The following is a 21745-nucleotide window of genomic DNA, read 5'->3' as shown; positions in this document are numbered from 1 at the left end:
CACCCTAGATTGTAATGTCTCTCTATGGTTATTGTTGACCCATACCGGGGTGGGAGGCGCTAGTCGTGCATATTGAATTGTTGGAGGTCGCCAATTTCCGAAAGTTATTGTCGACGCGGGTCGACCTTTCGACCACGACCACACTTTTCGTCGGAGCGAACAATAGCGGCAAGACGTCAGCGATACTTGCGCTAAGGCGCTTCCTGTCGCCGCGCCGCTGCCCGTTCGAGATGCACGACTTCACGTTGTGCCACTGGCCTACTATCATCGCTCTGGGCGAGGCGTGGATAGCGGCCCGGAACGCGCAGGACATCGTCGACCTCGTCGTCGATCCCTGGGTTAGCGCATTACCGACTCTGGACCTGTGGCTGCACGTCGAAGCGGGGGAGATGCACCACGTTCGCGACCTCATCCCGACCTTGGATTGGGAAGGGGGAAGGCTCGGCGTTCGGCTGCGCTACGAGCCGAAGGACCTTGCGCTCTTGTACAAGGAGTACATGGGGGCGGTTAGCGATGCCGAGACGATGAGGGCGGCAGCTATAGCGGCCGCTGCGGCGGAGAATCCTGACGCCGATCCGCCTGCTGCCCCGCCCAAGCTGACGATCTGGCCTGAGAGTCTGATCGATTTTCTGAGCAAGCGATTGTCGACGCACTTCACCATTCGGGCCTATTCGCTGGATCCGGGTCAACTTGTCGCTCCTGCAAAATCTCTGGCACGCCCGCAGGTCCTTCCGGGCGGTTCTCGGCCGATCGATGGCGACCCGCTGAGCGGCCTGATCCGCGTTCATGACATACCGGCGCAGAGGGGCTTCGGTGAGGAGCAGCAAACCGCTGAGGAGGACGATGCCCCTCTATCAGCAAGTGGCAGTCGGCTGTCCGATCAGCTCAGAAGCTATTACTCCAAGCATCTCGACCCGACGAAGGGACCTGATCCGAAAGATTTAGGCGCATTGCAAGCGATAGAGGCTGCCCAGGACGCTTTCGACAAGCGGCTGACCGAGAGTTTCAAGGCGGCGTTCACCGAGGTCGAGGGTATGGGATATCCCGGCGTGACCGATCCGCGTCCGCGCGTTTCGACGCGCCTGAAGGCTATCGACGGTCTGAACCACAATGCGGCGATCAGCTTTGAGGTGGACGTCATTGCCGAAGACGGCGCGACGACACCCGTTTTGCGGCTGCCCGAGGCCAATAACGGCCTCGGCTACCAAAACCTTATCTCGATGATATTCCGCTTGATGAGCTTCCGTGACGCCTGGATGCGTGTCGGGAAGGCGTCAACCGGCGCGACGGCGACCACGACCGAACCACTCCATCTCGTCCTGGTCGAGGAACCGGAAGCGCATTTGCACGCGCAGGTCCAGCAAGTCTTCATCAAGAAGGCTTATGCGGTGCTGCGTGCGCACGACGACCTCGGTGACAGCCAAAAGCTGCGCACCCAGTTGGTTGTCAGCACCCATTCGAGCCATGTCGCGCACGAGACGCCGTTCTCTTGCTTGCGCTACTTCCGGCGGCTGCCTGCGGGTATGGCCGCGAAAGTGCCGGTCTCCACTGTTGTCAATCTTTCGGAGGTTTTTGGTCCGGGCAGTGAGACCGAGCGTTTCGTTACCCGATATCTTCGAGCCCAGCACGCGGATCTATTCTTCGCTGACGCGGCCATTCTGGTGGAGGGGCCGGCGGAACGAATGCTCGTTCCCAATTTCATCCGTGCGCACTATGACGAGCTCAACCAATGCTACATCACCCTGCTTGAGATCGGAGGAAGCCACGCGCATCGTCTCAAGCCTTTGATTGATCACCTTGGCTTGCTGACCTTGATCATCACTGACCTGGATACGCTGGATAAAACGGGGGGCGCCTCCGTCCAACCCGCGAAAGGCGCTGGTCAGAAGACAAATAATGCGACGTTGAAGACATGGGTGCCAAAGCTCGACGATGTCGATGAGCTGATGCGAGCTGATGCCTCGACGAAGACGCTGCATGAGGATGGCGATCCGCTATTTGCCGTGCGAGCCGCGTATCAGATCCCGATGGGGCTGACGTCACCGGGTATTGTCGGGCCGGAGATCGCATATCCGTATACGTTTGAGGACGCGCTGGCGTTCGACAACCTTAGCTTTTTCGCGGAACTGGATGGGACCGGCCTTGTCCGTAAGTTTCGCGATGCGATCGTTGATGGTGGTGGGGCGGCCGCGATCGGCGGGAAAATGTACCTCGCTCTGAGGAGCGGCAAGAAAGCTGAGTTTGCGCTTGACGTGATGGAGGTTGAGAACTTCGACACGATCGCTGTTCCGCACTACATCGCCGAAGGACTTGAATGGCTACTCGCGCAGCTCAAGAAAAAGCAGGTTGAGATTCTGCCTCTGGTCAAGGAGGCGCCAGCCGCGGAGGAGATCGAGGCCGACCCACCGATCGAAGAGCATGTCGTCGCCGAAATCGATGGAGCCGACGCATGAGCGCGGTCGACGACAAATTCGATTCCGAAGCCGATGAAACGATCCTCGCCTGCCTGAACGTCGAGAAGCCAAGGAGCTTCTTTCTCTATGCTGGCGCCGGATCGGGCAAGACGCGGTCGCTCGTCGAGGCGATCCGGACGGTGTGCAAGGAGCAGGGCCGGCGGTTGTCGCTATCCGGTCAGAAGATCGGGGTGATTACCTACACCAATGCCGCCTGCGACGAGATCAAGCAGCGGCTCGAGTTCGATCCTCGGGTAGAGGTCTCGACCATTCACGCGTTCGCGTGGTCGCTGATTGCCGGCTACGACGGTGATATTCGAGCGTGGCTGTCGACCCGGCTCCTGACGGATATCGCGGAGCTAGAAGAAGCACAGGCGAAGGGTCGGGCAAACAGCAAAGCCGCGTCGGATCGCGCCCGCTCGATAGAAAGCAAGCGGCGTCGCCGCGAAAACCTCGCCGAAATTACCCGCTTCATTTACAGCCCGACGGGCGACAATCGCACGCGAGACTCTCTGAGCCACGCAGAGGTCATCGCTATGACCGCCGATTTTCTCGGCGCGAAGCCTGGCTTGCGTCGGCTGCTGGTGACCCGCTTCCCAATCCTTCTCATCGACGAGAGCCAGGATACGAGCCGAAGGCTCATGGACGCGCTGCTCAACGTCGAGGAGAGATACCGCGGGGCCTTTTGCCTGGGACTTTTTGGCGACACGATGCAGCGTATCTACGCCGACGGTAAGGAGCGTTTGGCCGAGGCGATCCCGCAGGCCTGGGCCAGACCGAGGAAGCGAATGAACCATCGTTGCCCCAAGCGCGTCATCACGCTCATCAACAAAATTAGACGGGATGAGGATGGCGAGGAGCAGCAGCCACGGAGCGATGCCAAACAGGGCGTTGTTCGGCTGTTTGTCGTCTCGCAGGCAATAGCGGACAAGAGCGCGGCTGAGGCTACCGCATCGGCACGAATGGCAGAGCTCACGGGCGATCCAAGTTGGGCGGAGGGAGCCGAAGCGATCAAGACGCTAGCGCTGGAGCACCTGATGTCCGCGCGCCGATTTGGCTTCGAACAATTCTTCGAGCCTCTCTATGCGGTCGAGCGCATCCGCACTAGCTTTCTGCAAGGGACGGGCGCGGGCATCGGACTTTTCACGCGCGAGATACTGCCGCTGGTCGCGGCCCTGCGCGCGGGGGATCGATTCGCTGTCGCCGCAGTTGTTCGGCGTACATCGCCACTCCTCGAGCGCAAAGCCCTGGAAGCTGCCGGCGAGAGGCAGGTCGACATTCTCAGCAAGGTCAAGGCTGCCTGCGATGGCCTGCTGGCTCTGGTGAACAAGGATGAGAAGCCGACCGCGCGCTCGGTGTTGCGCTACGTCGCCGATACTAACCTCTTCACAATCCCCGAGGTGCTGGTTCCGTTTTCCGCGGCCGATGCCGCCGTCGCAGAAGGCGAGATTGACGCAGCCGGCCACGCCGGCGACCAGGAAGAGGAAGTGGATGTTAAAAGCGAACTGGGCGGTTGGCGGTTGGCGCTGGAGGCGCCCTTCGACGAGATCGAGCGATATGATCGCTACGTCCGTGGCTTCTCGCAGTTCGACACGCACCAGGGGGTAAAGGGGCTGGAGTTTCCAAGGGTGATGGTCGTCGTCAGCGACGATGAGGCTCGTGGCTTCATGTTCGCCTATGACAAGCTTTTCGAAACGAAAGCGAAGAGCAAGACGGACCTTGAGAACGAAGCGGCCGGGGAGGAGACGACGGTCGATCGAACGCGGCGACTATTTTACGTGACCTGCAGCCGCGCAGAGCAAAGCCTCGCCGTCGTTTACTACACTGCTGATCCGACACTGGCGCGCGACGCGATGATAAGGCAGAACTGGTTCGAGCCAAGCGAGATAGAACTGATGGTCTAGGTAGTGCCGATTAGACTGTTGGTTTCCATGGGGAACTGAGCCGGTTAGACATAAGAACGTCGGCTTTGCCACCTGTAAGCTGGTGACCGCCTGTCTCTGGCGGCCCCAAATTAGTCATTCGGAATAACTGAGTTAATGATGTTCTGCGGCAATTCGCATATAGGTGACATAGAACCCTTTTATCACCCGGTGCTCTTGCAAGCGGTCTCCTAGGGAGAAGCCCTCGGTCTTGATTGGCGGTTGGAAGATGTCCAACCCTCGATCCAGCACAATCTTCCAGCCGGTATCGGTGACAATATCTCGGGCATGAGCGGTTCCAGAGGTGTCGAATGCCCAACTAAATTCGACCCCTGAACCTGTGCATGCCGCTACTATCGAATCCAGCAACTCTCGCTGGCGCGAAATATTTCCCTCGTCTGCGGCCGTGACTAAATGGACCTTCATCTGATCTTCCGGCCGCTTGCGGCGGATGAGCATCTCAACAAATTCCATCATGTTGCGGATCTGGTAGAACAGCCGGATATAGGGATCTGTCACGACGACCAGTGAGGCTCCATCCAGATAAGCACCGAACAGTTTGTCATAACTGACGCCCTTGCGGTTCTCGGCATAGACGAAATGGCCTTCTGCTAGCGCAACGGGACCTGGGGCTGGAGCCTGATCCGCGGCTAGAGACGGCATCGCTACCTCTTTCCTCGCACCTACCGGCGGTGCGACTACGGAATCGAGCGGAGTATCTTCGTTCTCCTCGCCGCTACGGCCACCCTCTGCGTGATAGAACTGCGGATACTCTTCTTCCTCCACAGTCGTCAAGGTTCGTTTCCCACCGTCGATGCCAACGAAATAGAAGTCCACCTCTGGATAGGTGCTGTCGATGCGTGCGAGCTGATCCTTCACACGTTTGCGGCTTTCCATGGCGAGACGTAGCAATTCCTCCACCTCAGCCTCTGTCTGACTGCCATCCGGAAAGATCAGCTTGAGGAGCCCAGACATGGTTTTGGAGATCGCTGTGCGGTCACGTTCCGATATCTTTTCGCTGACCTTGAAGTAATGATGCACGCGATTAGAGAAATCCTCGGACCGCAGATGGCGCAGGATTTCGGCCAGATAGTCCACGATGAAGCCGTAGCCCTTCGTGAACATCTCACCGCGAATAACGTCGATTTCCCACCCAGGCAAATAGGCGTGCAGGCGGTCGATAAAGGCCGAGTCGTGAAACTGGGTCGGCAATGCCTCGAACAGGTCACTGTTCTTCAGCATATATGGCACGTTATGATCGGTATTGCCTACAAAGGAGAAGCTGGCCTCAGCACCCATGGGATTGACCCCGCGGGAAAAGGTCTTGTTGGCCATATAGTTCTTCATGATGTCGACCAGCGCCTTGTTGGCGGTCTTTTCGCGTCCGGCGAACTCGTCAAACGCCACCACATCCCAGTAGCCGACGAGGCCGATGCGTCCGTTCGAGTTGTTCACGAAGAGCTTGGGGATCGTAATCTCACCGCCTGAGATCAACTGACCGTGCGGGGAGAGTTCCGAGTAGACGTGTGACTTGCCAGTCCCTTTGGGTCCCAGCTCGATGAGGTTATAGTTCCGCTCCACGAAGGGGATGAGACGCAGCAATTGCAGGAACTTGCTCCGCCGCCCGAAGACTTCCGGGCGAAAGCCGATGCTCTGCATCAGAAGATCGATCCATTCGTCGGTGGTGAAGGCCTGGCGAACATCGCGATATTGCTCGTAATTCACCTTGGCGATCTGGATCGGCTTGATCGACTCCAGGATCCAGGGGGAAGTCCGCGCCTCCTCCGTAAACTCATACTGCACGTCGGCGATGCACCAAACGCCGGTGACCAGCAGTTTGGGATGCGCTTTCACAGTCGTACTGTCGACCGAGACTTTCTTGATGCCGAGGTTCTCGAACACGGCCTCATAGCTGTCGGTTTTTTCGTTCAGCGACACGCTAATCTGATCGATTACCTTGTAGCGGCCGCGCTCGCGGATGGTGGACTGGATCAACCCGGCTTCGCTGCGGTGTACATAGTGCTTGCGCAGAATGTCCTTCACCGTTTCGATACCCGTCTGGATCGATGCCTCATCGTCTGTGGCGCAGTACTGGCCCAGCAGATATTCCAGCACGTAGGTGGGCACGATCGCATTGCCCTTCACGGCCTTCACGAGGTCCTTTCGGACGACGAATCCAGCGAAGTGTTCGTTGATCTTGCTGTCGAGATCGCTCATGGGCGTGTCCTCAGAAATCAAAATCGGTGGTTATGCCGCGGCGCAATTGGAAGCGATGCGTGGCATAGTCCTGATAAAGGCGTGTCTTGCCCACGCGCTCTCGCAGTTTCAGGATGACATCCTGATTGTTGAAACGGTCGGCCTCTCGTGAAAGCAGGAACTTGCGCGGCATTTCCCGCTCACGGGGATTGTCGGAGCTGAAGTCGAAGACGAGAGTGTATTCGTCGGAAACCAAGGTTCCGTCTATCGCATAGATGCCCGCCAAAACCTCGCGCGGCCGCATTTTTTCCGATACCGGCTGCGCCTGATAAAGCGTGACAGCCGTTTGCCCGGAAGAGATCAGGCTACGGCCAGATACGAGGATCTGCACCTCGACCTGACCGACATCCGCCTCCCGCTGCTTGCCGACCCGGATGACGGGTATGACGATCTCCTGAAGGCTGGCGCCACCGTGAACGAAACGGCTGCCGGCACCTTTCACCCGCATGCGGTTGATGGAGTTCGGGATGAGGACATCCAAATCTCCGGAAAGACCGAGATTGGCGGCCGTGAAATGCTTCATGCCATCGGTCGCCGCAAGACCCCGACCGATCACGAAGCGGCGGTTGCGAAACAGGATCTCGTCACCCTTTGGATCGGCGATGGCAAAATCGCTCTCATCCAGCGCGCGATGCTGATAGAGGAAGCCGTGATCTGCGGTGATCAGGATGTTCGAGAAGTTGGCGGACGTCAGCTTGCGCACCAACTTGGTCAGATCCTCGATGGCGTCTTCGGCGGCCTCCGGCAGCAGTTCTTCTGTCTGCATCTTGTCCCCAATCGCGTCGATGCGGTTGTGGTAGATGTAGATGATGTGGTTGTCGCGGAAGAGCGCCTTTCCGTCATCGACGCGCATGTTCATCACGTCGTCGAATTTCAGCGCCTTTGCGGTGTCGCCACTACGACCGGCAGCCAGCAGCTTTTCACGAGCAGCGAGGCCTTTCGTATTTTCACCACCGGAGAGAATGTCGCCACTGCCATCCTCGGCCATGGCCAGCCCGTTATGCGGCAAAAGCGAGGCCATGCCGAGCTGGGTGTAGCTTGGCAGCGAACTGATCATCGGTTTCAGATCGGCGTCGAACCGATCCAGCGCCCGGATCCGGCGCAAGCATTCCTCGCCAACCTCGAAACGCAGTGCGTCGGAAATAATTACCGCTACCTTCTGATCCTTGCGGCGATATTCCGCCGCCTGTTCGCGATAGAAATCGGCCTGTTGTGTATAGCCGGGGATTTTCCAGTCGCCTAATCGCGCGATCTGGTCCTGCCATGCGTCGTTCATCGCCAGAACATAGCTGTTGGTGTAGCGGTTCTCGACTGACTCGTAGAGATCGGCCAGCAATTGCGCCTGACCGCTCTTTTGCATGTGGTAGATGAATTTGCGGTAGAGCTGGTCGAGCCGGTACCAGGTGCTGACATAGCGCTGCACGCCCTCGGCCACGCTGGTCATGCCGAGATGGGCCTCGGCCAGCGCCTGCTGAAACTCGGTGGCGAAACCGATGGCCTGATAGATATCCTCGTATTTCGGATACCAATGGCTCTGCCGCCGTTCGCGCACCCAAGTCAGCACCTCCGGCGCGCCCACGCTTTGTGCCGAAAGCGCCTGCACGATCTGGCGGATGATCTCGCGGTCGATCTCTTCGAAATGGTCGATGGAAACGAAGGTGCGGAAATCACGCTTCTTCAAGTCGGTGGGGATCTCCAGCAGATCCTGATAGCGGGCAGAGAGGGTCTCAAAGGCATACGCCCAGTGACGGTTGTTCTTCCAGCGGCGGAAAGCAAGCAGAGCCTCGGCATTCAACGACCCGTCCTCGCCCAGCACACGAGCATAGCCGGATTGGAAGAGTGAGATGGCGAAGTCCTCGAAATCCGGCTCACTCGGTTTGTAGCCATAGGCTTGGCCCACTTGCGTCCAGAAAAACTCCATCAGCCCAGAGCGGTCGATCAGCCGCAGACCGTCCTCCTTGCCAGCGGCAAGATCGCCCAGCAGCGCTTCAATCACCGTATCCAGACCACCCTCGGCACCCACGCAGACGGCAAGCATTTTCAGGCGCATCTGGGTTTGCGTGTCGGATGTGTGCAGCAGTTTTTTCAGCGCGTCGATTCGGGGCTTGGCGGAAAAGAAGCCAGCATGGGCGCGCACCGTATCGATGAACTGCAGCGGCACGCCCAAATCCGCCACCCAGAGCGCCGCTTGATCGGCCTTGAACACGGTCGTTGCGAGTTGCACATCCAGCAGCCAGTTGTCCGCCATCGGCGGCTCAGGCCCGTCCTTGAACAACAAGAAGCGGCCATCGTGCTCCTGCTGAAGGATGCGGTACTTCAGCCCGAATTCGTTGTTGGCAATCTCCAGCTTGGTCACGCCGGGCAGATCGAGCGCATCGAACTCCGCCCGCATGTCGCGGTCGGTATCGTACCAGAATACAATGCGGTGCTCGTCGAACAGACGCCGCAGGCTGGCGGCGATGCGATCATTCATCCGCCGCCTCCAGCCCCTTGATGGGCTTCAAAGCTGCGCCGAACAGCGGGTAATTGCGCTTCACACCGTCATCCAGATCGATCTCAATCTTCCTCTGTGCTAGCGGGAAGATCACATCGCGTTCCCATTCCATCAGCTCGGTGATCTGCTTGGCTATGGCGCTCGCATCCTTCATCGCCTTGGTCTTTTGCGCTTGGCTGGCAGAAGGATCGTCTTCAAGTTTTTCCAGCCGGGCCCGTTCGGCCTCCAGCTTGCGGATGAACTCGCGCAGATAATCGTTCAGAAGCACGGAGACCGTCTCGGGCCGGTAGCGGTGCATGTAAGTCAGCGCCTGGAAAGTGCCCTTAGGCGAAGAGAACATCCAGTAGATCGGCCGCTTCTTGTAGCGCTTCAGATGGTCCTCATAGAAGGTCCGGGTGAAGTATTTGCGGATGTCGCCAATCTGCGCCTCGATGAAGGCAAGGTTCTCGCGAAATCGCTCTTCGCCAAAGGTCACGCGCAGGAACTTGCGGAAGCGGCCGACAATATCATCGGCAAACCAGTCGCCATCCAGCACGGGGATCACATTGTCCGCATCCGGCATGAAGCTCGGCTGCGTCACGCCCTTGTCCGCCAAACGGGCCAGATAATCGGAAAGCGTCTCACCCTGATTGGCAAGGATCAGCCCCGGCGCATCGAGGCTGTAGCGACCGAACATGCAGCCAACGGCATAGGAGAGAAACTCGGCCATGGTGTCGGCCTTCAACCGCGCTTCCCGCTCTTCCACCGTGCCCTTCACGCCATAGCGGTAGGCCGGGTTGCAGGTGAGCGTGATTTCCTCGATTGGAACGTCCGGCGTCAGCTCGTCTTGAAGTCCATAGGCGTCGATGAAGATGCGGTTGTTCTCTTCCTCAAGCCGCTGCATCTCGTCTGTCATCTCCTGCCAGTGGGCGCGCAGGCGGGCGTAGGTGGTTTCCAGCGTTTCGTCCCGGTGCTCGGGAGAGAGCAAGGGGAGTGTGGTGAAATCCCACGAGGTTTCGTAGGCGTCCCAGTCGGATTTTCCCTTTTCTACCAGAGCTCTCATGTCAGCAACACTCACCGAGACAGTTCCAGCCAATGCCGGAAGGTTTCGAAAATTGCCAACATTGAAATGTAAAGTGGGATTTAGAACCGCATTTAGTTCGCTGCACAGGTTAGAGTTGAGAAACGCCAGCAAAAACCATTCAGAGTATTTATCTGACGGAAACGCTGAGGGTGCTGTGATATCGAACAACGATCCGTTGGAGTATCTGAATGAATTTTTTCCTGTGGTTACGTCCGACCAATTAACGGAGCGGCTAAAGTAGAACTTCTCATTCCAGCACTTTGAATTGTTCGCGGTAATGCGGCCAGCGGCGAGGTCAATTCTTTTCCGTTCTTTAATATTGCTTCCATCATTCTGCCAGTCGATGACGAAGTCGTAGTTGCCGTACCAACGCCGGAACTCGCCGCCTTTGTTGTACGGAAACCACTTTTTATCGGAGGCGGAAGCGTGTTCGCGAGTTAAAATACCTATACCTAGTTGGGCGCTTCCGACTTCAAACCACTGTCGCAGGTAAAGATTGTTATCATTTGTCTGTAGACCGTTTCCGGCATCCACATTGTCACCCAGACGCTCGTTTTCTTTGAACATTCGCCGGACACGTTCAGAGAGCCAGTATGCGATCGGCTCTCCCGGAATTCTTTCAAAGTCTTGAGGTGAAAAAACATACAAGTTCGCGGATGGTCTGTTGCCAATGGCATGACGGAGCATCGCTTCCTTTTCGGCTTCTGACCTTCCTTCAGTCAAGCGAACAAATTCGGAAACTGATGCTCTACGTGTCTTGGCGCGTAGAACGAATGCAGTAGTCGATACTACTGCTCCGCCGATGGTATCAAAGGCACGTTCGCCCAAGTGAATCATCGAAAGAATGGCGTGATCAGAAAGAAGCTTTGATCTGAGTTTTTCGTAAGAGGAGATAAACATCCATGCCTGCATGTTTATCATTGCCATGTTGCCCGAAAATGTCGTCAACTCCAGGCAACGTTCCATGAACATGGCAAATAGATCCGTCTTGCTGGCTGGGAAATGATTCCTTGTAAAATTTACAAGTTGCGGGTTCATGTTGCCCTTACCCATATACGGTGGGTTCGCCACCACCACATGATACCTCGGCGACAGCGCCTCGGCCATGCGCAGCACCGCCACAACCCGCGCCTGCATTTCCTTCAACAGCAGGTCCGAACTGAAATCCCGTGCCTCCACCAGCCGCAGCGTTTCTGCGGGGTCGCGCAGTTTCGGTACGATCAGAGAGCCGAAATTCTTGGCCTGTTCAAACTGGGTCAGCGTGTCGCGCAGCGCCTCCGTGAACAGATCCTTGCCCACCACAGCGGCCACATCCGTCAGTTCGGCTGAGGTGAAGGCGACGTTCTGCAGCACGACGATATCCGGCTTCACCTCCATGCGCAGGAAGCGGCGACGGCCGAGTTTTGCCGCTGCCTTCATGGAAAGCGCAAAGGCTGCCAATGCGCCTGCGCGGTCATCGATCTCGATGCCGCTGAGATTGTGCTTGAGGATCAGCGCCGGGATATCCGTAGGGTCATAGCCTTCCTCCTCATAGATCGCATGGAGCAGGTCGAAGGCATAGGTCAGCATATGCCCGGAGCCGCAGGCCGGATCGCAGATCTTGATTTCTTCCGGCCTGCCGATCTTCAGGAAGTCGGTTTCCGGCTCTTCCGGCGCAATGTAGTAGTCCATCTGCGCAGCGAGCTTCGAGTCGGGGCGATTGAGCAGCCACAGCCGCCCCAGCGAGTTTTCCACCAGATAGCGGACAATCCAGTGCGGGGTAAAAAGCTGGGTTGCGGCGGGAATGTTTTCCGCCGTGATCTTGATGTTCTTCTTCAGCCCGGCAAAGACCTGATCCTTCTTTTCCGAAATATAGAACTGGTAGAGCCAGCCGATGATTTCGACATCCGCGCAGGCATCCTCCGCCATCGCCTCGCGCAACCTTGCGAGGATGGATGTGGGCGACAACAGATCTTCCGGCATCACGAGTTCGGTATAATCGCCCACCTTTTCAAACAGGAAAGGCATGGCCCCATGCCAAGCATTGCAGGCATGAACCAGAAGCAGCCGATAGGCTTCCGCCTGCGGATCGTTGGAGGGGCTGCGGCCTTCCAGCAAAGCGGAAATAGTGGCCGGTGCCTTTTCCGGCAGATTGCCCGCCATGGCTTCCGCCAGAATTTCCGGTCGTGTCGCGCCTTCTGCGGGCGAGACCACGCGCGGATTGGTGTAGCCGTTCACGTCCATGAAGCGCAGCGCCGTGAAGCGGTTGAACCAGGTATAGGCCACCTGTTCGATCACCTGCCGTTCGTTGGTCTGGCGGATTGCACTTTCCAGTGCCTTCACCGCCGCCGGCTGTTCGCGTCGCGCCGCAGAGGCGGGGTCCAGCACCACAGCCAGTTTTGCGGTCACCTGATCGATCAGCAGGTTGCGGGCGCTCTGCGCGAATTTCTTCAAGCCATTGGTATCCATCAGACGATCACTTTCTTGCCTGCGGCAATCTCGGCCAGCAGGGTCTTGCGCAGTTCATTCACGTATTGCTCCACATCGGCCTCTTCCGCGAGATAGGGGCGTGGATAGGCCACCTTGATTTGCGAAGCGTTGATATAGGTTGGTGGCGTGATCGGCCGCATGGGCCGCTCGCCCATGCCCGGCGTTTCGGGCTTGGAAGGCACGGCAGGCGGCGGTGCCATCCGCGCAATTTCCGCCAGGATCTGCTGCATCAGGCTGGTGCGCGCGCCATTGGCACGATCCCGCAGGATCGGGATCATATGGACGGCATCGATACCTGCCTTATGGCTCTCGATGCTGTACCGGATTTTTTTCTGATGCTCGGCATCCAGCGCCTGAAACTCTGGCGTCCAGACAATCTTTTCGGCGCATTCATCCACCGCCGCGACCACCGCCTTGCGCTCCTTCAGCACCTCCAGCTCCACCTTGTCCTTCAGGGCGTAAAGGTCTGCCTTCAGCGACTGGATGACATTGCCCTTGTAGCAATGGGGATCGTTCAGCGCCGCTTTCAGCTTTTCGCCCGCGTTGACGTCGACATAGCCGATACTGGCCTGTTGCGACTGCAGGAATTTGCGCACGTCATCATAGATCTCACGCTGCGCGCCCGCCATGAAGCTGCGGATCTTGTCGAGAATGTCCTCTTTCGCGTTCAGTAGTGCGTCTTCCTGCTTCAACGGCTCGGTGATGTACCAAACGGGAGGTTTGCCGGCCATTTCCGCGATCAGGTCCCGCATTGGTTCCAAGGCCGCAAGGAAGGGGTAGTTTTGCTTCCTTGCCAACAGCAGGTTCAGCTCGTCCGCAAGTTTGCGTGCGCTTTCCGCCCACTCGCCGCCAAGTGTGCGGGCATCGGACCCGTCGGCAGGCTGGCCGAACAGTTCGCGGTAAAGATCCTTGGCCGCGCGGATCTGGGAGGCCGAAAATTCCAGTTGCGGCGTCAGCAGGACATTCGCCAGCATATGGCTGTTGTTCAGCGCGCGCGACAGGTTGGCACCCTCCAAAAGCGAGCCATCGGAGCGTGCCTCGCATTTGCCCTTGGCTACAAGGCTGGCGGTTAGGCAAAGCGTGGCAACGGTCGGCCAACCATAAGGCTTGGCACCGAACCGTTCCGTCAGAGACTTGACCGACACCTTCACGCCGTTGCGTGACTGCGCCTGAATGTGATTGAGGACTTCCTGCTCCTCCTCCTTCAAACCGGTATCACCGAGAAGGTCGTTGGCGAGACTTGCCGACTTGGCGATGTCAGACTCCTGATAGGTGACGCCGCGCAGCATCGGCAAGTTGACGTAGACCTTATCGACGAGGGATTGGAATGCCTTGACGATCCGCTCCTGCGGCTCGTCGCCACCGATATCCAGCTCGTCGCCGCGCACGAAAAGGCGCGCATCGGCCATCAGCTTGCGAAGCCGGACTTCCAGATCTTTCGCACGACGGGAATTCTGCTCGCCTTTTTCCAGAATGATGCGGTCACGGCCCGGCTGTGGCGAGCCAGTGCGCGACTGCCGGATGTATTTGTCGGTCTGGCGGTAGAGACGCAGATCTCTCATGAACCGGACATCCGGCTGCAGAACAACCGCCAGTTCTTCCCGCCCGAGATTGCGCATGCGCACCGTTTCCGGTGCAGACACATCATCACTCTCAGGGCTGATGATGTTGATGGACAGCTCATACTCGCGGGCTAGGAGATGGTCGTCGAGCTTGCGGCTGAAGGCATATTCATAGCCCGTCGTAACATGCTTGATCTTGCGATGGCGCAGAATGGTATCAAAAGCGAGTTCTTCAAGAGCCTTGGTAATCTCCGCCGGATCGACATCGAGCGCCTTGATCTCTGCCTCGACGTCCTTTTCCTCATTGGTGAGGAACTCGTACACATCGCCGTTGCGCTGAATGTAGGTCTCACGCTCAAGACGAGCCAGCGCCTCCTCGATCTTCCGGCGTTGCTCGGCCTGATCCGCATCGAATTCCGATAGCAACAGGATGCTGATGTTCCGAATGGTCGACCTGAATCCCTTGACGTATTTCACCAGGAACAGCGCCTTCAGCACACGCAGAGCGAAGGCATCATCAAGGTTTTTGGTGGCGATCTGGATGGACTGCTGCACAGCGGACTTCAGGACCGACTGGATGCCATCGAACATGCGATCAAAGGTCGCCAGGCCGCCGACTTCCATATCTTTCAGGGCTTTGGCGACCTCCTGAAACACACCCAGCATGGACCTTTCGCCAACGGAGCTGTGCTTGCCTTCAAACGCGTTGTGTTCGGAAAGCGAGGTAATCGCCATCTGGAAGAGCGTGTACTGGTAAGGCGGGAATGGATAGCTGTCGATGAAATGTTTTCGATCGCGGTAGTTCTTCAGCGGGATGGAACCATCGGCAAAATCGAACAGGGTTCGAAGATTTCCGGCTTCCTTGTCGTGAAGGTTTCCGAGCTTGATCTCTGCCTCTTTTGTTTTCGAGAGCAGGCGCTTCTGGATAACCTCTGCCACATCGGCGGAGTTCAAAGGCATACGGTTTGAAAAACGGGCCTGGATCTTCGAAAAATCGTTCTCCTGCCGCGTTGTCATGTCTCCAACGACGTCGGTCAGGGCCTGTTGCGCTGTGACGATGATCCAAGCCTGGCCTTTGCACTTGGTATTTAGGCTTTCAGCAATTGTCTGAAGGTTGGTCATCAGCTTGACGTTGTCGGCGATGTATTGCCCGACCTCATCGACAAAGAAGTTCAACCGGAACTTGGGCACCTGTCTATCGATCCACGCTTTCACCGTGTTGGCGAAATCCTCGATCGAAACCCGCGTATCCTTGCGATATTGGGTCAGGATGTCTTTCGCATCTCCTGCGTCCGTCCCGGTAGCGCGGGCGAATGCTGCAGCAATGTTGCGTGCTTCCAGCAGAGCCTCTTCTCTGCCCCGTGTTTCCCAGGGCTTCCCTGATAGTTCAAGGAACGCCGCCTTGAAGGCATCCAGTTGCCCGCGCTCATCCAGTTGCCGTTCGAACTGCGCAATGTGCGGCTGCTTGCCGTAATAGCCGCACATTTCATCGAACACCTTCTGAAATACGGCCAGCAGTGCATCGACATCCGTCTTCGAAATGACATCCGCCTTCTGATCGATGTTGAAGAGGATCGATTTGGATGGAATAGACACGGCCTTACGCAACGCGCCGCCCAGCATCGGACTGCTCTTTACCTCTTCCTTCTGCGCGAAGATGTCGAATGCTTTGATGCCGTCGACTTCGCGGTTCTCCAACAGCAGGGCGAGCATCTTGAGAAGGTGTGACTTACCAGAGCCGAAGAAGCCCGAAATCCAGACACCGTTGGCGGTGCTATAATTATTATAGGCCTCAAGAAACTGTTCGAGTCGCTGCCCGATTTCCCCCGTTATGACATATTCGTCTAGCTCTACCCTCAGGCTCGCTTCGTCATCGGCCTTGATGACGCCGTCGATCGAGCGAGTAATATTGTTCTGAAAAATTTCGCGCATCGCGATCGTCATGGATCAGACCTCGTAATTCAAGATATTGAAAGCTCTGTAGTATTTGTCGTCGTGGAGGCAGCCGAAGAGGTCGAGAGACGCCCCTGTGGCAAGCGCGTGGGTGTAGCTTCCGGGAAAGAACAAAACGGTGGGCTTGTCCTTCGCCGTGCTCTGAAGATTGTTCAGGACGTTGTGCGACCGAATATACGGATACACCTCACCGACGCCGGACAGGAAGATAACGTCGTGTGTTGTGGATGAGATCGCTTCGGCGATTTTCGGGATCAGATTCGCTTGAGGATCCAGAACCGACTGGAGCAACTCTCGTAGTTCGCCCTTGTCCGTCTCTGGCTCAATTTCGAGAACCTGCTCAAGTATCCCGCGCTCTGTCAAAATTTCGAGTGACAGATCGTACAGGCTGAGGTCCAAGACAGCCAGGCCTTCGTTACGGATTCGAGAGATGAGATCACGCCTGTCTTCGTTTACTGACAGCCCCTCCTTCGCATCATAAGGATAAATGAAGAACGGCACCTCGTTTCCGAGGCCTTGCTTCGTTAAGAACCGCTGGCTCGTGATAACCTTGAAAAGGTGCGCAGAGCGCTCCTTTCGCGTTGATGGCTGGCTCATGCGATGCCTCTATCGTATCTAAGGCCCGGAAAAATATGGAGATCAGAAGGGTTTCGCTCTGAAATTATCCCGTACAGTTGCGGTGAAATGTAGCTCGCGAGGATCGTGTTCTCGGGGGAGATGATCCCCGCTTCACGCATAATCCGGAACAGTATCTGGCGCAGCTTGGTCCTTGTGGCCGGGCTGATCTTCGCCAGCCCCTCATTCCACTCAGCTTTTGCGGCGAAGAATGTATCGAAGGTCTGAAGTGGCAACTCGATTTGAAGAGACAAGAAGCGTTCTCGCACAACTTCAATCGCAAATTCTTGCACGAAGCGGTACTCCCGGCAAACTGCCAACCACAGCAAGGATTGCTGATCTATACGGTCTCCTGCCTCAGCGAAATGGCGGACCTCCGTCTCGGTTAGCTTTGAAAGCCTGCTTATAATCTCCCGAAGAATTCGACGCCGTGAATCTGCTTTGGGCAACGAAGTGATACCTCGGGCAAGGGCGAGCTCCCGCGTCTCATTCCAATCTGCTGCGGAATCATGAAGGTGAACGAGTTCGATGCTCTCGTTTAGGAACAAGCCGCCTACGACGAATGACATCTTGTAGGAATGTTTCTCTTCACTAGCCACGTGTCGATGCTCCAGCATGCCATTTTGTCTCTGCGGCTCTGATATCATCAAGTGTCTTTTCACTTAAGACCATGCTGGTATGAAAATACGCTTCAGGGGAATGAGCTGCTGGGTCTCGAGATCAAGCTTATCATATTGCTCCAGCAGGCTTTTCACCAGATCATCAAGATCCATGAGTGCTGTCGGGATACGGGCGCGTTCGGCTTCATATCGGGCCTCACGGGTGAAGCCGCCGGTGCTGACGTAAAGGCCCTTGTCGAGGTCATGCCGTCCGGCAATGAAGTTGCGCAGATCGGGCGCGCCCATGGAGCCTTTGCGATGCTTCACCTCTACAACGATGCGGGGTGCCTCAAAGCCAAAACCATCGGGCGAGGCGACAATGTCCTTGCCTTGATCGGGGCCAGCGTCAGACACACGCGTCTTGTAGCCGAGGGAACGGAGCAGACCCGCAACGAGGTCCTGCATTTCCGACCAACTCAGAGCGTTCACCTTGTCCTTGATAAACTCGTGGGCGCGGCTGGCCATCGATTCGAAAAGGTCTTCTTCGGCGGCCTCGCCCGCGGTCGCCGCACTTTCAGGCGGTGTTGCGATATTGCCGGACAAAGCTTTCTTCAGTTCTGCCGCGACATCGTTGGATAGCCGAAACAGGGTCGATATGGAGCCGAGGCTATTGCGGCTTTCGACAGAGAGGAGATCGCGGCTGACTTCGCCATCCCATCGCACGGACCGGACCTGCGTGTCCTCCGGATCGATCGAGGTATCGTGGCGATAGGCGCTGGCGATCTCGCCCACCAAATAGACTCGGCGCGAGGGATCGTAGGTAACGACCATGTCGCCGATGCTCATCTCATTGACGAAGCGATGAAGCTGGCCGGCCGCCATGGCCTGGCTCTGCGGCTTGGCACCAGCATAGGATTTCGCAAGCGCCTCGCTGATGGTTTTGCGGGTTTTTGCCTGGGACAGATCACCCAGGGCGGGCCAGCCGATGGCAACGACAGACTTTTCCTTAAACGTATCAAACAAGCGACCATTGCGCTCGGCGCGAACCATCCACGATTTACTCATATGCATCCCCCTGTCGCAGGGATACATTCATCACTCGTCGCAAAATTGCAAGATTGATCAAGCCTCTACGCTATAGCTGTAGTCTCTGATCCACCGGCCCGGAAATTATTTCCGCTTTGACCGATCCTCGACGATGTCGGGGACTGTGGCTGTTGCGACGTAAGCCTGCTTGCCACCCGTTTTCATCAGATCTCCGCTCGGCCGTCTTGGCTTATAGTAGACGACCCGATCTCCCCGCGCAGCCTCGATCTGACGCATATAGGTTAGCGGAATGGTAGCGCTGCTCCGGAAGGTCGTCGTAGGTCGGATCGACTTTTGTCGTCAGGACAGCTTTTGACGTCGCGGCACCTCTATGAACTGTTCCGGTGTTAGCAGGTCGACATGTCTTCGAAAACATGCATGGGCGCGCAAAGTCGTGCGCCCTAAGGTTGTGTTTTATTACTTTGGTCAAGCCGAAGTAAGAAAAATTTTAATGCGCTAAAAATGAATTAATTTAAGTATTAATTTATGCGATACCGCCAAATTCCTAAGTAAAACTCGAATGAACAACTTTTGATACGTCTTGAGTTACCTTCAACATCAAGGGATAATTTACATATCAATTGCGCACCTGCAGTTGATGCTTTTGCAACACGCAAGGATCTTTGACATGACGAAGAAAACGACTAAAGCGGCATCCGGCCGTTTTGACTACGGCGCGGCCGCCATCGACGCGCAGAGCATGAAGGCGTTGGAAGCCACAGCCTCCAACATCCAGGCTTTGGGGCGCCGCTCCACGGAGCAGGCATTCGAACTGGGTGACCTGCTGGAGCAGGCGTCCGAGCTCGTTGAGCCCGGCACTTTCGAGAAATGGGTATCGCAGCGATGCGACATCTCCTCGAAGACCGCGCGCAACTACCGGTCTGTTGCTCGCAATCTCGCCCCGTACCGCACACGTGCGGTCGAGCTGGCCGTCAGCCCCACGGTTCTTTTTCATCTGGCGTCCGCGCCGGACGAAAAGGTTGAGACTGCCCTGGCTTTTGCGGAGGAGAACGACGGCATTCGCGTCAGTGAGGTGAAAGCCCTGCTGGCGGACGGTTCCGAAGCAGCCTCCGAAGAGGTCACCGCAACGGAGCTTCCCGACGTCGGCGGTCTTTCCGGACTGAGGGCGCTGATCGACATGAAGACGAAGAGCGGTGTTGCCGCTTTCGTTGAAAATGCGGCAATGCTTGCCAAGACTGTCGAGGACATTCTCCAAAGCAAACCTCGGGGCAAGCGTCTTCAGAAGAAAGCACTCGTACCGGTGCTTGAGCCGTTGGGCCGACTTGCCAAGCGCAGCCTGGGCAACATCCTACTTCTCGATGCGCCAGGCGACATCGACGTCCGCAAGCTCTCCGCGACCGAGCTCGCTCCCGGAAGCTGCTGGCACAGAGTCTTCGAGACGCTCGACGATGTGGGTGATCGAGAGGCATGGCCTGAGGCGAAGGAGCTCGAACTGTGGCTGAGCCAGGAGCTGCTGCCCCTCCTCGAGTGGGCAACCTCTCGAACGAAGCAGCCTGAATGGCCGCTCCAGGCCGCCGTTGCCTCGAACTCGCCCGACAAGGTGATGCATAGTGGGTTGGAGGCGCTGGGTGGCGTCGAGCGGGTTGACGCCCCAAGCCTCGACCCGTCCGAGGACGATGATGAAGCGCTCGAGGACTACGTACCGCCGGCGATGTTCACCCGGAGCGGTGGAACATCTGAGACCGTCGGTTCCAACGTCCTTTCTTTCGGTTCGACCGAAGGGATGTCTGGAGTAAGGAAGCCGAGGGCGCTCTCGCGCAAACCCGCCGAGGCGTCGGCGGACTGAACATAAGAAAGGGGTCTTCGGGCCCCTTTCTTGATTCCGGCTATTCGCCTGGGGATGTGCTCATGGCAAACTCACCGCGATTTATTGCTAGTTTACCATCGTTTGGGATTCGAATTCGGATGTGAGTCCGCCGTTAATCGTGTTCTGGATCTGTTCTCTTTTCGCCGATAGGGTCCTTGAGATCCGGTTGCGGTCCTGCGACATAAGAAGGGCTTCACTGATGAAGCTAAGCGGCCCAAGGCAGCGCGCCAACGCTACCAAGGGCCTGACCCTCAAGCCTTCTTAGGAAAGGAATCGGGCTTTGACCAATCTACACACTTCAACCCTGTCCGGGGAAGTTCTGCACGCCGCATCAACGGCATCCTCCACCGTCTCTTCACTCGCCGGCTCGACGTCGCACCGCCAGTTCGGTGAGCGCTTCGCTGTTCAGGCTGAACCGCCAGTGATGCGTCGCCACCCGCATCTGGTGCGTTACCCGGACGTCGAAGCTGATTTTGGTCTGCTGATCGACAAGGCGATTGCCGCGATTGCCGACGGTGAGCCGGTCGAGGACGAGATCCTCGGTCACTATGTCAATGTCGCCTCTCTTGTACGGGCGGTGTCATTCCGGGAAGGCAAGCTCCTGGAGCAGGCCGTCGAGCGGCTGGCGAAGGTCAATCCCGATTTGGTCGTGTTGATGCAGTCGATCAAATTGCCGTTGGTGAAGGCTGCGATCGAAGCGGTTGCCGGCAACGACTGGCGCCAGCTCGAGGGCGTACGGCTTGACTGCGAGGCACCGGCGAAGGGCAGCTACACGCCTGACCTGATCATCGTGAACCGCGCCAAGCGGGCGGCTTTCGTCCTCGACCTCAAGCGGTCGCTTGCGTCCTAGGGTGACACCAGCCGGCTCGAGGAATTGAAGTTGAAGATGCTGGCGTCGGCGATGGTGCTGCCGGACTGGCTCTACAAAACCCAGAAGCGGATGATGGTCGAGACGGTGGGCGTCGCGATCGTTGATGGCGCCAGTCGTCCAAGCGATCATGCGGCGGGCGTCTGGGCTCTGTCGGAAATCGACGACCTTCTCGAGATCGATGGGGCTGCCGCCTGCATGGCGGAACTGCGCCTGCGCTTCGGACACCGCGTGCAACAGCTTCTTGAGGTCGAGGCGCGTCGAGCGCTTGGTCTTCCCGAGACGCCTGCGGTGACATCGGCCCCGGTGCTCGCCGCTGCTGCCTCCACGGGGGCGCTCCCGGTGCGTAGGTTCGGTGTGCTGCGGGCAATTCCGCGCGTCATGGTCTGCGAGGGTGTTACCGGCGACACCGAGGATCACGGACCCGGATGCCGTTGCGGCGACTGCGAAGATGCGAGCTTCGATGATGACGACGATGGCCGTGAGGATCCGGAGGCACTGGCAGATGACCCAGTGTCCTGGCCGCCTGAGCATATCCGCATTGGCTTTGCGCGGCGCCTGCTCGACGCCTGACACT

General features: G+C 57.4%; 12 protein-coding genes. 5 read left to right on the top strand and 7 right to left on the bottom strand.

Annotated features, from left to right (window positions below; genetic code table 11):
- Window positions 1–65 precede the first annotated feature (65 nt).
- Window positions 66–2453: an AAA family ATPase gene (locus BLU28_RS25155; protein ID WP_077987194.1), complete on the top strand. Its 2388-nt coding sequence runs from the start codon at window positions 66–68 to the stop codon at window positions 2451–2453.
- On the top strand, window positions 2450–4357 hold the full coding sequence (locus BLU28_RS25150) for a UvrD-helicase domain-containing protein (protein WP_077987195.1): 1908 nt from the start codon (window positions 2450–2452) through the stop codon (window positions 4355–4357). The genes BLU28_RS25155 and BLU28_RS25150 overlap by 4 nt, the downstream gene beginning before the upstream one ends.
- A gap of 132 nt (window positions 4358–4489) precedes the next feature.
- On the opposite strand, the gene brxL is transcribed toward BLU28_RS25150, so the two are convergent.
- The 7 genes from brxL to BLU28_RS25115 all read right to left on the bottom strand — a co-directional run bounded on the left by brxL (window position 4490) and on the right by BLU28_RS25115 (window position 18451).
- Window positions 4490–6592 carry a BREX system Lon protease-like protein BrxL gene (brxL, locus tag BLU28_RS25145; protein WP_077987196.1) on the bottom strand — a complete coding sequence of 701 codons (2103 nt, stop codon included), beginning with the start codon at window positions 6590–6592 and terminating at the stop codon, window positions 4490–4492.
- A 10-nt stretch (window positions 6593–6602) separates the two neighbouring features.
- A complete protein-coding gene (gene pglZ / locus BLU28_RS25140; RefSeq protein ID WP_077987197.1) occupies window positions 6603–9104 on the bottom strand; it encodes a BREX-1 system phosphatase PglZ type A in 2502 nt (833 codons plus the stop codon).
- Complete coding sequence (pglX, locus tag BLU28_RS25135; protein WP_077987198.1) at window positions 9097–12636, bottom strand: BREX-1 system adenine-specific DNA-methyltransferase PglX; 3540 nt, start codon at window positions 12634–12636, stop codon at window positions 9097–9099. The genes pglZ and pglX overlap by 8 nt, the downstream gene beginning before the upstream one ends.
- A complete protein-coding gene (gene brxC, locus BLU28_RS25130) occupies window positions 12636–16163 on the bottom strand; it encodes a BREX system P-loop protein BrxC (RefSeq protein WP_077987199.1) in 3528 nt (1175 codons plus the stop codon). The genes pglX and brxC overlap by 1 nt, the downstream gene beginning before the upstream one ends.
- Window positions 16164–16166: 3 nt before the next feature.
- Window positions 16167–16769 (bottom strand): DUF1788 domain-containing protein, encoded by a 603-nt coding sequence (locus BLU28_RS25125; protein WP_077987200.1) that lies wholly within the window; start codon window positions 16767–16769, stop codon window positions 16167–16169.
- Window positions 16766–17386 (bottom strand): DUF1819 family protein, encoded by a 621-nt coding sequence (locus BLU28_RS25120; protein ID WP_210184485.1) that lies wholly within the window; start codon window positions 17384–17386, stop codon window positions 16766–16768. The genes BLU28_RS25125 and BLU28_RS25120 overlap by 4 nt, the downstream gene beginning before the upstream one ends.
- A gap of 63 nt (window positions 17387–17449) precedes the next feature.
- On the bottom strand, window positions 17450–18451 hold the full coding sequence (locus BLU28_RS25115; protein WP_234794455.1) for a restriction endonuclease: 1002 nt from the start codon (window positions 18449–18451) through the stop codon (window positions 17450–17452).
- A 649-nt stretch (window positions 18452–19100) separates the two neighbouring features.
- On the opposite strand from BLU28_RS25115, the gene BLU28_RS25105 reads away from it, so the two are divergent.
- The 3 genes from BLU28_RS25105 to BLU28_RS26700 all read left to right on the top strand — a co-directional run bounded on the left by BLU28_RS25105 (window position 19101) and on the right by BLU28_RS26700 (window position 21741).
- On the top strand, window positions 19101–20279 hold the full coding sequence (locus BLU28_RS25105) for a hypothetical protein (protein ID WP_139190435.1): 1179 nt from the start codon (window positions 19101–19103) through the stop codon (window positions 20277–20279).
- A gap of 301 nt (window positions 20280–20580) precedes the next feature.
- Window positions 20581–21150, top strand: a complete 570-nt coding sequence (locus BLU28_RS25100) for a hypothetical protein (protein ID WP_234794454.1) — start codon at window positions 20581–20583, stop codon at window positions 21148–21150.
- Window positions 21151–21180: 30 nt separating this feature from the next.
- Window positions 21181–21741 (top strand): hypothetical protein, encoded by a 561-nt coding sequence (locus BLU28_RS26700; RefSeq protein WP_234794453.1) that lies wholly within the window; start codon window positions 21181–21183, stop codon window positions 21739–21741.
- The last annotated feature ends 4 nt before the right edge of the window (window positions 21742–21745 follow it).

Origin of the sequence: Agrobacterium pusense (assembly GCF_900102105.1) — a bacterium.
GTDB lineage: Bacteria > Pseudomonadota > Alphaproteobacteria > Rhizobiales > Rhizobiaceae > Agrobacterium > Agrobacterium pusense.
This window is presented reverse-complemented; position numbering and strand designations above follow the sequence as displayed.